The sequence below is a fragment of the Plantibacter sp. PA-3-X8 genome (genome assembly GCF_003856975.1).
GTDB classification, from domain to species: Bacteria; Actinomycetota; Actinomycetes; order Actinomycetales; family Microbacteriaceae; genus Plantibacter; species Plantibacter auratus.
Window position 1 is genome coordinate 2,168,926 of the sequence record NZ_CP033107.1, and the last position, 13,018, is coordinate 2,181,943.

A 13,018-nucleotide genomic window follows, 5' to 3' on the forward strand; every position below is an offset into this window, starting at 1 on the left:
AGCCGTCACGCGGGCCCGAGCCAGGCGTTCGCGACCGTTGCGTGGGCGGACTCGTCGTCGGAGGGATGGAACATCCCGGCGAGGACGTCGCGATACAGCCGGCCCAACTCGCTCGCGGCGAAGTAGCTGCCGCCGCCGGCGACCCGGATCGCCTGATCGACGACCTCGCGGGCGGTCTCCGTCGCGCGGACCTTGAGCCCGACGAGTTTCGGGAACCAGAGCGCGCCATGGTCGACCCCGTCGTCGAGGTCCCGGGCGATGCCGGCGAGCTGTGGCAGCATGCCGTCGTACGCGATGGCGGCCGAGGCGATCCGACGGCGGATGTCGGGGTCCGCCGCGTAGCTCGCACCTCCGGCCTTCTTCGACGTCTTCCGGTGGGCGGTCTCGACCGCGAGTCGGAGGGCGCGTTCGCCGATGCCCGTGTACACGGCGGCGATGAGGGTCTCGAAGCAGGCGAAGATCCCGAAGACGATGGGGTCCGGGTTGGGCCCGGGATCGAGGCGTCGGACGATGTGCTCCGCCGTCGACTCGGCCCCCTGGAGCAGGGTCGTCCTGCTCTGGCTGGCGCGCATCCCGACGGTGTCCCAGTCGTCGAGGATCTCGAAACCGCCGCGTGAGCGATCGATGAAGCCGTAGACGACCTTCGGACCGTCGGCCGAGGTCGTGTCGAGCCCGGTCGTCCCCAGCCAGGTCCACGCGGGCGACAGCGAGGTGAAGATCTTCCGGCCGTGGAACCGATAGGAACCGTCGGGGCCCGGACGGGCTTCGGTGTCGGATCCGAAGAGCACGAGATCGTTGCCCGCTTCGCTGACCCCGAACGCGTACAGCTCGTCCCCGGCAGCTCCCTCGAGGACGAAGCGGAGCGAGTCGTCTCCTCGGGCGTGGAGCAGTCGCGCGACCCCCGTCCACACGAGATGCATGTTGATCGCGAGAGCGGTCGCCGGGGCGGCGGTCGCGAGCCGGGACTGGAGCAGCGTGACCTCGCTCAGGCCGAGGCCGAGGCCGTCGAACTCCCCGGGGACGAACGCCCGGAGATAGCCGCACGCTCGCAGCTCGGCGAGGTCCTCGTCGAAGAAGGCGTTCTCACGGTCCGCCACGGCGGCACGTTCGCGGATGCGCTCGACGAGCCCGTCACTGAGGATCGAGGCAGGGTCGAACGATCGGTCGGACGGGTGGTGCTGCGCTTGAGCGGTCACCGGTCCATTGTCGCATCGGGCCCGGCCGAGGTGGCAGGTGTCTGCGAGCGGCGAGCAGCGCGCCGACGGCCCGACCTGACGAGGAGCACCACGACCGCGGCGACGACTGCGAGGGGGAGCAGCCACGGCACCAGGACGCCGACCACGACGACCAGTCCCGAGGCGGCGGCGACGAGCGCGTTCCACCCGGCGACCACGCCGCCCCAGAAGTCGGTGGGCACACCCGGCGCGACCACGCCTGGGGCCACGAAGCTCACGAACACGGAGGAGAAGTCGACCTGATCGGCGAGCGCGTCGCGCTGGGCGACCAGCCCGTCCAGTTCCGCCTGCCGCTGGGACAGGCTGGTCTCGGCGGCGAGGAGGTCGGCCGTCGTGGTCGAAGCCGCCATGAGTCCGAGCAGTCGGTCGACCGAGGCCTGGAGGGCGGTGACCCGCGCGTCGAGGTCGGCGGCCTGTGCCGTGACGTCCACCGCGGACACGGAGAGGTTGTTCACCGTGCCGAGCGCCTGCAGCTGCGCGAGCACGTCGTCGAAGTCGTCGGCAGGGATGCGGACCATCAGGGTCGCCTGCGCGGCCTGGTCGGAGGTGCCCGGAGTCTCGTCGCGGCTGTCGACGCGCCCGCCCGCGTCGGTGACGATCCGGGTGGCGTCCGTCGCGGTGCTGATCGGGTCGTCAGCGGTGACGGTGAGTGAACCGGTCGTGACCACCTGCTGTTGCGTGAGGTCGGGGGAGGCGGCGCCGTCGACGCCGACCTGCGCGTCGCCGGCGACCTGGCCGGGCGCGGGCATCGCAGCTCGCGAGTCGCTGCCGGCCTCGGTGCTCGACCCGGCCGAGCAGCCCGAGAGGACGAGCCCGACGAGGACGGCGGAGACGAACACGGTGGTGGTGCGGGTCACTGCGGAGCGCTTCATGGCATCACCCTAGGGAGCCGCCGCACCGCGGAGGTGCAGGGACCCTGGGAAGCGGGTCACGATCAGGTCTCGCGACGCGCATCACCCGAGGGAGCCGCTGCACCGCGGAGGTGCAGGGACCGTGGGAAGCGGGTCGTGATCAGGTCTCGCGACGCGACCGCTGTTCGAGTTGCAGCTCGGCCCAATCGCCGATGGCCTTCGTGGTCTCCGCCGGGCGGTCCCGGTGCACGTTGTGACCGGCGCCCTGGACGATCGTCAGGCTGACCTGGCGGTTGGCGAGGACCTCGGCGGCGAGCGCGCCGCGGAAGAGGCTGTATACCTCAGGGTCGGAGGCGATCACGAAGGTCGGGTTGCGCAGAGCGGCCGCCGCGGGGCGGACGTCCCACGGATGGTTCTGTTCGCTCGTCTGCTCGATCGCCCACCGGCTCGCCTCGGACACCGCCTGGACCTTGATCTCCACGTCGAGTGGGTGCCACTCGGGGTTCTTCGCGCGGACGGATGCGATCGTGTGGTCGGCGAAGGCGGCCTCCTGGCTGGCCCGGATGATCTCGGCGTCGTGGTCGTCGAGCGCGATGGCGGGGTCGAGCAGCACGACTGCCGCCGCCCATCGGGGATCGGCTGCGGCGGCGACCGCCGTGGCGGCGCCTCCGAGCGAGTGTCCGACGACGAGGTCCCACGCGGCGTGCCCGACGCCGGGCACGGGGGTCGGCCTGGTGGCCAGCAGATCGGCGGCGTAGGCCTCGACCCGGTAGTCCAACGCACGAGGGGCGACGCCGTGGCCGCGGAGGTCGACCGCCTCCACGAGCCAACCGCGATCGGCCAGGGCTGCGCAGATGCGCCAGGTGCTCGGACCGTTGCTGCCGAGTCCGTGGACCACGAGCGCCCGAGCCGGCGCGTCGTGGCGACCCCAGCGGTGACGTGGGAGCTCCACGGGCGTGATCGTGCGGGCGGCGAGGCTGGAAGCGGTGTCGACGACGGGCTCGGTCATGCGTTCAGCCTACGGTCTCGCGTCAGTCGAGCCGGTCCGGGTCGGTGCCGATGCGCTCGCCGTTCTCGAGCGCCGAGATGGCGGCCAGGTCGTCGGCGTCGAGGGTGAAGTCGAACACGGCGAAGTTCTCCGAGATCCGCGCCGGTGTGGCCGACTTGGGGATGACGATGTTGCCGAGCTGCAGGTGCCAGCGCAGCACGACCTGCGCGACCGTGCGCCCGTGCTTCTGTGCGATGGCCCCGAGGTCGGAGGTGGCGTCGGATCCGTCCGCGGCGGGCGTGAAGAAGCGGCCGCGGGCGAGTGGTGACCAGGCCTCGGTCGCGATGCCGTGTGCCGCGTTGACGGCGCGCAACTCCCGCTGGGGGAGGAACGGGTGGAGTTCGATCTGGTTGACGGCCGGGGTGACCTCCGCCGACTCCAGGAGCCGTTCGAGATGGCTGCGGTGGAAGTTCGAGACGCCGATGGAGCGGGTTCGTCCCTCGGCCCGCAACCGCTCGAGCGCGCGCCAGGTCTCGCGGTACCGGTCCTGGCGCGGGGCCGGCCAGTGGATGAGGTACAGGTCGACGTGGTCGAGGCCGAGGAGGTCGAGGCTCGTGTCGAACGCGCGCAGCGTCTCCTCGTACCCCTGATCGGTGTTCCAGACCTTCGTCGTGACGAAGAGCTCGTCGCGGGGGATGCCCGACTCGCGGATCGCGACGCCGGTGCCGCGCTCGTTGCCGTACAGCGAGGCGGTGTCGATGTGGCGGTACCCGACCTCCAGCGCCGTCTGCACGATCTCGGTGCTGGCCAGGTCCGGGACCTTGTAGACGCCGAAGCCGAGCTGGGGGATCGTGTGCCCGTCGTTGAGGGGGACGGTCGGGGTGCTGTCTGCCATGGCACCAGTATCCTCGACAGGGCCACCGTCACCGTCGAAAGGGAGCCCATGCCGCAACTCATGATCGTCACTGGGAGCGTCCGTCCCGAGCGGGTGGGCGGTGCCGTCGCCGACTGGGTCGCGGGTGTGGCCGAGGCGGACGAGCGGTTCACCGTCGATGCGGTCGATCTCCGGGAGCTGGCGTTGCCGTTCATGGACGAGCCCGCGCACCCGCGGAAGCGCGCCTACGTCCACCCGCACACGATCGCCTGGAGCGAGCGGGTCGATCGGACGGACGCCTTCGTGTTCGTGACGCCCGAGTACAACTACAGCTACGCGCCCGCCCTCAAGAACGCGCTCGACTACCTCATGCACGAGTGGGCGCGGAAGCCGGTCGGGATCGTCAGCTACGGCGGGCTGTCGGGCGGAACCCGCGGTGTCGTCGCGCTTCGACCTGTCCTGCAGGCACTCGGCCTCGTCAGTACCGGTGCGAACGTGGAGATCCCGTACGTCTCACGGCAGATCGCCGACGGGGTGTTGACGCCCAACGACCGCCAGACGACGATGCTCCCGATGCTGCTGGGCGAACTGGCCGCACTCGACGGGGCCCTCGCGCCGCTGCGCGCCGCCGACTGAAGCAGGGCGGCTCAGGACGGGTGGGTGTTGATCGGCTCGGTATCGGGGATGGGGCTCGCATCGCGGCCGCGGAGGTCGGGGTGCCACCGGTGACCGATCCACGGGATGACGAAGCCGAACAGCGCGAACACGCCGGCGACCCAGAACGCGCCGACCGCTCCGGAGCCGTCGATGAGGAAGCCGGCCGCCGCCGACCCCATCGCGGCACCGATGAGCTGGCCGGTGCCGACCCAGCCGTAGGCCTCGGCGGTGTCGCTGAACTTCACGCTCGCCGAGACGATGGCGAACAGCACGGCGAGGGCCGGAGCGATGCCGATGCCGGCGATGAAGAGGGTGACCGACAGCCACCAGGCGTTGAGGAAGAGGCTCGCGACGGCGAGTCCGGCGAAGACGATGAAGATGCGCCGCGCCAGCGCGTAGGGACCGATCGGGGTGTGTCCGAGGGCGAGGCCGCCGGCCAGCGAGCCGACCGAGAAGATCGCAAGGACGATACCGGCCTCGAGGCCGTCGTGCCCGAAGGTCGCGACGACGCCCGCCTCGACGGCCGAACAGGCGCCGATGAGGAGGAAGCCGACGACGGTGGCGAGGAGGACCGGTGGGCGCTTGAGCACCTGTCCGAGTTTGCGACGGCTCCTCGGGATGCGGACGCGCCCGACCTCCGGTGAGGAGATGAACCACAGGCAGCCGACGACCATGATCACCGCCGCCAGGGCGATGCCCCAGACCGTGCCGACCTGGGTGGACACGAAGGTGGTCACGACGGGCCCGAGCACCCAGATGATCTCTTGGGCCGAGGCGTCGAGGGAGAACAGCGGGGTGAGCTGCTGGGAGGTGACGAGCTTCGGGTAGATGGTGCGGACCGCGGGCTGGACGGGCGGCGTGCTCAGCCCGGCGACGAATCCGACCGCCATGTAGGCGGGGACGGTCATGGTGACGAGGGCGATGGTCGTGACGGAGACGGCACAGACCGCGAGGGTGAGGAGGAGCACCTTGCGGATGCCCCAGACGCCCATCCACCGACTCGTGAGAGGCCCGGCGATCGCCTGCCCGATGCTCGTCGCGGCCAGGACGAGCCCGGCGGCCCCGTAGGACCCGGTGACCTGCTCGATGTGGAGCAGGAAGGCCAGCGAGAGCATCCCGAACGGGAAGCGTGCAGTGAGCTGCGCCGCGATGATCCGGGCGACGCCGGGGGTACGAAGAAGGTCACGGTAGCTGCTCACAAGGACACCAGTCTAGGGACCGGTTCCGACACGCGCGACACGCCCGCGACACGCCCAAACCGACAACGGATGTCGGAGGTGCGGCGGAGAATCTCGCCTGTGGATAGATATCCCTCAGACGGGGGAGAAAAGGCCGTCAATCCGGGATTTTCGCGTCGCCCACGAGCGTTGTACCCAGTGGAGAACCGGTGGATAACTCGCCCGAAACGGTGGAGAACCCGGTGGAAAACTACAGGGCTGTAACTACTAGCCCTTGTGGTCGACCTGAAGACCGCCATCTATATGTAGTATTGGAACCCCGGCGCAGGACGCCGTGGGAATCACCAGATTTTGAGGGGAAGGCACGAAGAGCTATGGCAATCACGGTCTACACGAAGCCCAGTTGCGTGCAGTGCACCGCGACGTACCGCGCACTCGACAACAAGGGCATCGAGTACAACATCCTCGACCTCTCGGTCGACGAGAACGCGCTCGAGCAGGTCAAGGCCCTCGGCTACCTGCAGGCACCGGTCGTCATCACCGAGGAAGACCACTGGTCGGGCTTCCGTCCCGACAAGATCGAAGAGCTCGCCGCACGTCTGGCTTGAGCCCACGGTCGCAGGCGTCATCATGAGCCGGCTCCAGCAGCACCGCACCATCCGACCGTCCGGACGTCGACGAGGAGGCCACCCGTGCAACCACGGCTGATCTACTTCTCCAGCATTTCCGGCAACACGCATCGCTTCATGCAGAAGCTCGACCTGCCCTCGTTGCAGATCCCGCTGTATGCGAAAGACGAAGCCGTGCACGCCACGGCACCCTACGTCCTCGTGACCCCCACCTACGGCGGGGGCAACGGCGACGGAGCGGTGCCCAAACAGGTGATCCGGTTCCTCAACGTGGAGGCCAACCGTTCCCTGATCCGCGGGGTCATCGCCGCCGGCAACACGAACTTCGGCGAGGCCTATGGCCTTGCCGGCGACGTGATCGCCAGCAAATGCAAGGTCCCGCACCTGTACCGCTTCGAACTCTTCGGAACCCAGGACGATGTCACCACCGTCCACAATGGATTGGAATCATTTTGGCAGCAGCGCCAGTTTCAGTGATCGACGCACCGTCGACGAGCCAGATGGACTACCACTCGCTCAACGCGATGCTCAACCTCTACGGCCCGAACGGCGAGATCCAGTTCGACAAGGACCGTGAGGCCGCGCGGGAGTACTTCCTCCAGCACGTCAACCAGAACACCGTCTTCTTCCACTCGCTGAAGGAACGGCTCGACTACCTCGTCGAGAAGGAGTACTACGAGCAGGCGGTGCTCGACAAGTACTCGTTCGACTTCATCCAGGAGCTCAACGACCTGGCCTACTCGAAGAAGTTCCGCTTCCAGACCTTCCTCGGCGCGTTCAAGTACTACACCTCGTACACGCTGAAGACCTTCGACGGCAAGCGCTACCTCGAGCGGTTCGAGGACCGCGTCGTCATGACCGCCCTCGGTCTCGCCGACGGCGACCAGCAGCTCGCGGTCGCGCTCGTCGAGGAGATCATCGCGGGTCGGTTCCAGCCGGCGACGCCCACCTTCCTCAACTCGGGCAAGGCCCAGCGCGGCGAGCTCGTCTCCTGCTTCCTCCTCCGCATCGAGGACAACATGGAGTCGATCGCCCGTGGCATCAACTCCGCGCTCCAGCTCTCGAAGCGTGGCGGCGGCGTGGCGCTCTCGCTGTCGAACATCCGTGAGTCCGGTGCACCGATCAAGCAGATCGAGAACCAGTCGAGCGGCATCATCCCCGTGATGAAGCTCCTCGAGGACTCCTTCAGCTACGCGAACCAGCTCGGCGCGCGTCAGGGCGCCGGCGCGGTATACCTCAACGCACACCACCCCGACATCCTGCGCTTCCTCGACACCAAGCGTGAGAACGCCGACGAGAAGATCCGGATCAAGACGCTGTCCCTCGGCGTCGTCGTCCCCGACATCACCTTCGACCTCGCGAAGAAGGGCGAGGACATGTACCTGTTCTCCCCGTACGACGTCGAGCGCGTCTACGGTGTACCGTTCGGCGACATCTCGGTGAGCGAGAAGTACCACGAGATGGTCGACGACTCCCGCATCAAGAAGACGAAGATCAACGCCCGCGAGTTCTTCCAGACCATCGCGGAGATCCAGTTCGAGTCCGGCTACCCGTACATCGTGTTCGAAGACACGGTGAACAAGGCGAACCCCATCAAGGGCCGCATCAACATGTCGAACCTCTGCTCGGAGATCCTCCAGGTCAACACGCCGACCACCTACAACGAGGACCTCTCGTACAAGGAGATCGGCAAGGACATCTCCTGCAACCTCGGCTCGCTGAACATCGCGCTCACGATGGACTCGCCCGACTTCGGTCGCACGGTCGAGACCGCCATCCGCGGCCTCACCTCCGTGTCCGACCAGAGCCACATCTCCTCGGTGCGTTCGATCGAGGATGGCAACGACAAGTCGCACGCCATCGGCCTCGGCCAGATGAACCTCCACGGCTACCTCGCCCGCGAGCGCGTGCACTACGGCAGCCCCGAGGGCATCGACTTCACGAACATCTACTTCTACACGGTGGTGTTCCACGCGCTGCGTGCCTCGAACCTCATCGCCAAGGAGCGCGGGGAGACCTTCGACGGTTTCGCCGACTCGCAGTACGCGTCGGGTGAGTTCTTCGACAAGTACATCGACCAGGTCTGGGAGCCCGAGACGGCTCGTGGCCGCGAGCTCTTCGAGCAGGCCGGCGTGCAGATCCCGACGCAGGCGGACTGGACGGCCCTCAAGGCGTCCATCCAGGAGTACGGCATCTACAACCAGAACCTCCAGGCCGTCCCGCCGACCGGTTCGATCTCCTACATCAACAACTCCACGTCGTCGATCCACCCGATCGCGTCGAAGATCGAGATCCGCAAGGAAGGCAAGCTCGGTCGCGTGTACTACCCGGCTCCGTTCATGACGAACGACAACCTGGAGTACTACGAGGACGCCTACGAGATCGGTGCCGAGAAGATCATCGACACGTACGCCGCGGCGACGCAGCACGTCGACCAGGGTCTGTCGCTGACGCTGTTCTTCAAGGACACCGCCACCACGCGCGACATCAACAAGGCGCAGATCTACGCGTGGAAGAAGGGCATCAAGACCATCTACTACATCCGTCTCCGCCAGCTCGCGCTCGAGGGCACGGAAGTCGACGGCTGCGTCAGCTGCATGCTCTAAGGAGCTTCGCGCTTCGTCATCCGCACTTCGACAGGCTCAGTGACCGGGATTCCGGTCCCGGTCACTGAGCCTGTCGAAGGGCATCAGCATCACCGGTCCGTCGAGGGCCACGAGTATCACCGGTCCGTCGAGGGCCATCAGCATCACCGGTCCCTGAGCCTGTCGAAGGGCATCCGCATCACCGGTCCGTCGAGGGCCACGAGTATCACCGGTCCGTCGAGGGCCATCAGCATCACCGGTCCGTCGAGGGCCACGAGTATCACCGGTCCGTCGAGGGCCATCAGCATCACCGGTCCCTGAGCCTGTCGAAGGGCCAACCCCACTTCCCGATAGAGGACACCAATTCATGTCAGAGAAGCTCAAGCTGGTCGACCGCGTCCAGGCGATCAACTGGAACAAGATCGAGGACGAGAAGGACGTCGAGGTCTGGAACCGCCTCGTCAACAACTTCTGGCTGCCCGAGAAGATCCCGCTGTCGAACGACGTCCAGTCGTGGAACACCCTGACGCCGCAGGAGCAGCAGCTCACCATGCGCGTGTTCACGGGCCTCACGCTCCTCGACACGATCCAGGGCACCGTCGGCGCCGTCGCCCTCATCCCCGATGCGATCACCCCGCACGAGGAGGCCGTCTACACGAACATCGCGTTCATGGAGTCGGTGCACGCGAAGAGCTACTCCTCGATCTTCTCCACGCTCAGCAGCACGAAGGAGATCGACGAGGCGTTCCGCTGGTCGGTCGAGAACCCGAACCTGCAGAAGAAGGCGTCCATCGTCCTCGACCGCTACCACGGTGACGACCCGCTGAAGCGGAAGGCCGCCTCGACCCTGCTCGAGTCGTTCCTCTTCTACTCGGGTTTCTACCTGCCCATGCACTGGTCGAGCCGCGCGAAGCTCACCAACACCGCCGACATGATCCGCCTGATCATCCGCGATGAGGCCGTGCACGGGTACTACATCGGCTACAAGTTCCAGAAGGGACTCGAGAAGCTGACGCAGGCCGAGCGCGACGACGTCAAGGACTACACGTTCTCGCTGCTCTATGAGCTCTACGACAACGAGGTGCAGTACACGCAGGACCTCTACGACGAGGTCGGTCTCACCGAGGACGTCAAGAAGTTCCTGCACTACAACGCCAACAAGGCGCTCATGAACCTCGGCTACGAGGCCATGTTCCCGAAGACGGTCACGGACGTGAACCCGGCGATCCTGTCGGCGCTCTCCCCGAACGCCGACGAGAACCACGACTTCTTCTCGGGCTCCGGCTCCTCCTACGTGATCGGCAAGGCCGTGGTCACGGAAGACGAGGACTGGGACTTCTAGTCACCGCGCAAGCACTGCGCTGAACACACGAGGGCCGGATGGAATCCACGATTCCATCCGGCCCTCAGGCGTTCAGCGTGTAGCGGCGTCAGCCGCCGAGGCCACCGAAGCCGGCCAGGAAGAAGTAGAAGAACGCCGTCGCGCCCTGGACGACCGGGAGGAACAGCGCCGCGATCGCAGTGACCACGATCGTGAGGATGGCGACGAGTGAGACGAGACTCACGACACCGTTGCGTCCGGCGCTCGGCGTCTCGACGGATTCGGCGACGAGCAGCTCGTCCATGGTCGCTTCGGTCGTCAGCATCGTTCTCCCTGTGGCTCTGGTGTCCTCGACACTACCTGGCGATCCGCCGTGCGCCGCTGACTCGCCCGAGGATGTTCGAATCCGACGCGGAAACGCGCAGATTCGGGCGACTCAGCGACGGCTGGTGGTCAGCGGCGGGTGGACCAGAGGGCCCAGGCGATGAGCACGGGCTGGAAGAAGAGCCGGGTGAACCGGCGGCTGTCGGTGTCGAGACCGAAGGCGTCGCGGCGGTTGAGCCACTGGGAGAGGTTGCCCGGGAAGATCGCGGTGAAGAACGCCGCAGCGAGGTTGCCGACGGCCGTCCGCTTGACGCCTGAGGCGAGTGCCGCACCCAGCGCGATCTCGACGACGCCCGAGGCGAGCACGGTGGTGTCCTCGTCGATCGGCACCCATTCCGGCACCTGCGCCTGGAAGTCCTTCCGAGCGAAGGTCAGGTGGCTGATGCCGGCGAACACGAGTGCGCCTCCGAGCAGCAGACGTGCGGCGGTGCGGGCTTTCGATCCAGCCATGAGGGTCCTCTCGACGATGGTGATGTCACCACGCTATCCGGAGATCGGTGGACCGACGGCGGGTTGCGAGTGCACAGATGTCCAGCAGCAGGCCGCTCAGCCGTCGATCTGCGAGTTCGCGTCGAGACGGTGCCAGGTGCGGTTGTGGTAGACGAGCGGCGCGCCGTCGAAGCTGGGGCTGAACGTCGGGGCGGCGGGAGCGGGCGCCTCGGCGGCAGGCTCGGCCCGGACCGGCTCCTCGGCCGCTTGTGGCTGCGAGACGCTCGACTCCAGTGCGTGCACCGCGATGACCGTCGAGGTGCCCGCCTCCATGCGGTTGACGATGCGTCCGCGGATCCAGACGCCGTTGCCCGTGAAGTACGGCTCGCCCGTCGGCAGGCGGTCCCAGATGGAGGTGTCGGCGAAACGGTCGATCCCACTCGTCGCGCAGAGCTTCGCGATGTGCAGCTGCTCGGAACCCAGGAGGTGGACGACGACGGTGTCGGACGCGGTGATGGTCGGCGCGCTCGAGGACAGCGACGACACGGAGAAGACGAGGAGCGGCGGTTCCGCACTGACGGAGAAGACCGAGGTGGCGGTGAGTCCCACCGGCCCGCTGCCGTCGTCCGCGGTGATGACCGAGACGCCGGCCGGGTGCTGACGGAACGCCGCTTTGAAGTCGTCGGGGGACAGGGAGGCGAAACCGGGGGCGACCTCGCCACCGTCGACGGGAGACGGCAAGGTGGTCACGGAGGCGGCTGCCGGGTGGACTGAGCTCACGGGGGATCCTTCGAACGACTGTGGACGACTGCTGCAACGCCGATTCGGTGGACGCTGCACAGGCTACGTTTCGCTCATCCAGCCGGAGCTGCAACTCTGTTACCCGGTGTGACGGTGACCGAGCGGTCGGGCGTGGGTCGCGTCGACCTCGCGTGCGTACGCTGGACGCATGCCCATCCTCATCGCCCCGGACGACCTCGCAGCCCTGATCGCCTCCGAGACGCCGGTGCGCGTCCTCGACGTGCGGTGGCGACTCGACGCGCCGGACGGCCGGCCCGCCTACCTCGAGGGGCACCTGCCCGGCGCCGTGTATGTGGACCTCGACCACGAGCTGGCCGACCACGTGCCGACCGGAGAACCGTCCGTCCGAGGCCGCCACCCCCTGCCCGACCGTGAGGCGCTTCAGTCGTCCGCGCGATCGTGGGGCATCGACGACGGCGACGTCGTCGTGGTCTACGACGATCTCAGGAGCCTGTCGGCGGCACGGGCCTGGTGGGTGCTGCGGAACGCCGGCATCGCGGACGTCCGCATCCTCGACGGCGCGTTCCGGGCGTGGACGGACGCCGGACTGCCCGTGGAGCGCGGCCAGGTCGTCCCGGAACCCGGGACGGTCACGTTGACGACGGGTGTCCTGCCGACCATCGACATCGACACCGCCGCGACGTGGGCGGGCGAGGGACGGGTGCTGCTCGACGCGCGCGCCGGCGAACGGTACCGGGGCGAGGTCGAACCGATCGACCCTCGGGCCGGTCACATCCCCGGAGCGCTCAGCACGCCGACGACCGCCAACGTCGGCGCCGACGGCCGATTCCTGTCGCCCGAGGCCCTCCACGAGCAGTTCCTCGCCGCGGGCGTGCCTGCGGACGCGACGGTCGCGACCTACTGCGGCAGTGGGGTGACCGCGGCGCACAACGCGGTCGCACTCACCCTGGCCGGCTTCGAACCGGTGCTGTACCCGGGGTCGTGGAGCGAGTGGGCGAACCACCCGGAGCGTCCGGTGGCGACGGGACCGGACGCCTGAATCGCCGACTCCGGACAACGAGCTCGTCGAGATGCGCCCTTCGACAGGGTCAGGGACTAGGGTCCGCGAGCGGAGCCCTTCGACAG

At 67.7% G+C, this 13,018-nt stretch carries 15 protein-coding genes; 6 read left to right on the top strand and 9 right to left on the bottom strand.

Translation table 11 applies throughout. The features are described from left to right. Nucleotides 1–5: 5 nt before the first annotated feature. The 4 genes from EAO79_RS10315 to EAO79_RS10330 all read right to left on the bottom strand — a co-directional run bounded on the left by EAO79_RS10315 (nt 6) and on the right by EAO79_RS10330 (nt 3,969). Nucleotides 6–1,196 (bottom strand): acyl-CoA dehydrogenase family protein, encoded by a 1,191-nt coding sequence (locus tag EAO79_RS10315; protein WP_124768921.1) that lies wholly within the window; start codon nt 1,194–1,196, stop codon nt 6–8. Next, complete coding sequence (locus EAO79_RS10320; RefSeq protein ID WP_124768922.1) at nt 1,193–2,107, bottom strand: DUF4349 domain-containing protein; 915 nt, start codon at nt 2,105–2,107, stop codon at nt 1,193–1,195. Before EAO79_RS10320 ends, EAO79_RS10315 begins: the two co-directional genes overlap by 4 nt. A 139-nt stretch (nt 2,108–2,246) precedes the next feature. Continuing rightward, nucleotides 2,247–3,095, bottom strand: a complete 849-nt coding sequence (locus EAO79_RS10325; RefSeq protein ID WP_124768923.1) for an alpha/beta fold hydrolase — start codon at nt 3,093–3,095, stop codon at nt 2,247–2,249. 22 nt (nt 3,096–3,117) lie between these two features. Next, nucleotides 3,118–3,969 (bottom strand): aldo/keto reductase, encoded by an 852-nt coding sequence (locus tag EAO79_RS10330; protein ID WP_124768924.1) that lies wholly within the window; start codon nt 3,967–3,969, stop codon nt 3,118–3,120. Between the two features lie 48 nt (nt 3,970–4,017). Here EAO79_RS10330 and EAO79_RS10335 point away from each other — a divergent pair, with 48 nt between their 5' ends. Beyond that, the gene (locus EAO79_RS10335) at nt 4,018–4,584 is read left to right on the top strand and encodes an NADPH-dependent FMN reductase (protein ID WP_124768925.1); all 567 of its coding nucleotides are present in this window, start codon (nt 4,018–4,020) and stop codon (nt 4,582–4,584) included. Between the two features lie 11 nt (nt 4,585–4,595). Here the strand turns inward: EAO79_RS10335 and EAO79_RS10340 are convergent, their stop codons facing one another. Further along, entirely contained in the window at nt 4,596–5,804 is a 1,209-nt protein-coding gene (locus EAO79_RS10340; protein WP_079705417.1) for an MFS transporter, read from the bottom strand. Nucleotides 5,805–6,157: 353 nt separating this feature from the next. On the opposite strand from EAO79_RS10340, the gene nrdH reads away from it, so the two are divergent. From nrdH to nrdE, 3 genes are all read left to right on the top strand, one after another. After that, nucleotides 6,158–6,391 (top strand): glutaredoxin-like protein NrdH, encoded by a 234-nt coding sequence (nrdH, locus tag EAO79_RS10345; RefSeq protein ID WP_056007615.1) that lies wholly within the window; start codon nt 6,158–6,160, stop codon nt 6,389–6,391. Between the two features lie 84 nt (nt 6,392–6,475). Next, the gene (gene nrdI, locus EAO79_RS10350; protein WP_064296523.1) at nt 6,476–6,889 is read left to right on the top strand and encodes a class Ib ribonucleoside-diphosphate reductase assembly flavoprotein NrdI; all 414 of its coding nucleotides are present in this window, start codon (nt 6,476–6,478) and stop codon (nt 6,887–6,889) included. 23 nt (nt 6,890–6,912) lie between these two features. Continuing rightward, on the top strand, nt 6,913–9,018 hold the full coding sequence (nrdE, locus tag EAO79_RS10355; RefSeq protein WP_079706251.1) for a class 1b ribonucleoside-diphosphate reductase subunit alpha: 2,106 nt from the start codon (nt 6,913–6,915) through the stop codon (nt 9,016–9,018). Between the two features lie 143 nt (nt 9,019–9,161). On the opposite strand, the gene EAO79_RS19080 is transcribed toward nrdE, so the two are convergent. After that, nucleotides 9,162–9,305, bottom strand: a complete 144-nt coding sequence (locus tag EAO79_RS19080; RefSeq protein WP_164486926.1) for a hypothetical protein — start codon at nt 9,303–9,305, stop codon at nt 9,162–9,164. A 59-nt stretch (nt 9,306–9,364) separates the two neighbouring features. Between EAO79_RS19080 and nrdF the strand changes: the two genes are divergently transcribed. Next, nucleotides 9,365–10,339: a class 1b ribonucleoside-diphosphate reductase subunit beta gene (gene nrdF / locus EAO79_RS10360; RefSeq protein ID WP_056007612.1), complete on the top strand. Its 975-nt coding sequence runs from the start codon at nt 9,365–9,367 to the stop codon at nt 10,337–10,339. A gap of 88 nt (nt 10,340–10,427) precedes the next feature. On the opposite strand, the gene EAO79_RS10365 is transcribed toward nrdF, so the two are convergent. From EAO79_RS10365 to EAO79_RS10375, 3 genes are all read right to left on the bottom strand, one after another. Beyond that, nucleotides 10,428–10,643, bottom strand: a complete 216-nt coding sequence (locus EAO79_RS10365) for a hypothetical protein (protein ID WP_124768926.1) — start codon at nt 10,641–10,643, stop codon at nt 10,428–10,430. Between the two features lie 128 nt (nt 10,644–10,771). Next, entirely contained in the window at nt 10,772–11,152 is a 381-nt protein-coding gene (locus EAO79_RS10370; protein WP_079705419.1) for a DoxX family membrane protein, read from the bottom strand. Nucleotides 11,153–11,248: 96 nt separating this feature from the next. Then, nucleotides 11,249–11,881, bottom strand: coding sequence for a flavin reductase family protein (locus tag EAO79_RS10375; protein WP_205125846.1), 633 nt, complete (start codon nt 11,879–11,881; stop codon nt 11,249–11,251). Nucleotides 11,882–12,080: 199 nt separating this feature from the next. Here EAO79_RS10375 and EAO79_RS10380 point away from each other — a divergent pair, with 199 nt between their 5' ends. Beyond that, nucleotides 12,081–12,932, top strand: a complete 852-nt coding sequence (locus EAO79_RS10380; RefSeq protein ID WP_124768927.1) for a sulfurtransferase — start codon at nt 12,081–12,083, stop codon at nt 12,930–12,932. Nucleotides 12,933–13,018: the final 86 nt, after the last annotated feature.

Excerpts from the sequence above, each read along its gene's own strand:
- EAO79_RS10320 (WP_124768922.1), bottom strand. The coding sequence starts at position 2,107 with ATGAAGCGCTCCGCAGTGACCCGCACCACCACCGTGTTCGTCTCCGCC.
- EAO79_RS10325 (WP_124768923.1), bottom strand. The coding sequence starts at position 3,095 with ATGACCGAGCCCGTCGTCGACACCGCTTCCAGCCTCGCCGCCCGCACG.
- EAO79_RS10330 (WP_124768924.1), bottom strand. The coding sequence starts at position 3,969 with ATGGCAGACAGCACCCCGACCGTCCCCCTCAACGACGGGCACACGATC.
- EAO79_RS10335 (WP_124768925.1), top strand. The coding sequence starts at position 4,018 with ATGCCGCAACTCATGATCGTCACTGGGAGCGTCCGTCCCGAGCGGGTG.
- nrdH (WP_056007615.1), top strand. The coding sequence starts at position 6,158 with ATGGCAATCACGGTCTACACGAAGCCCAGTTGCGTGCAGTGCACCGCG.
- nrdE (WP_079706251.1), top strand. The coding sequence starts at position 6,913 with ATGGACTACCACTCGCTCAACGCGATGCTCAACCTCTACGGCCCGAAC.
- EAO79_RS19080 (WP_164486926.1), bottom strand. The coding sequence starts at position 9,305 with ATGCTGATGGCCCTCGACGGACCGGTGATACTCGTGGCCCTCGACGGA.
- nrdF (WP_056007612.1), top strand. The coding sequence starts at position 9,365 with ATGTCAGAGAAGCTCAAGCTGGTCGACCGCGTCCAGGCGATCAACTGG.
- EAO79_RS10365 (WP_124768926.1), bottom strand. The coding sequence starts at position 10,643 with ATGCTGACGACCGAAGCGACCATGGACGAGCTGCTCGTCGCCGAATCC.
- EAO79_RS10370 (WP_079705419.1), bottom strand. The coding sequence starts at position 11,152 with ATGGCTGGATCGAAAGCCCGCACCGCCGCACGTCTGCTGCTCGGAGGC.
- EAO79_RS10380 (WP_124768927.1), top strand. The coding sequence starts at position 12,081 with ATGCCCATCCTCATCGCCCCGGACGACCTCGCAGCCCTGATCGCCTCC.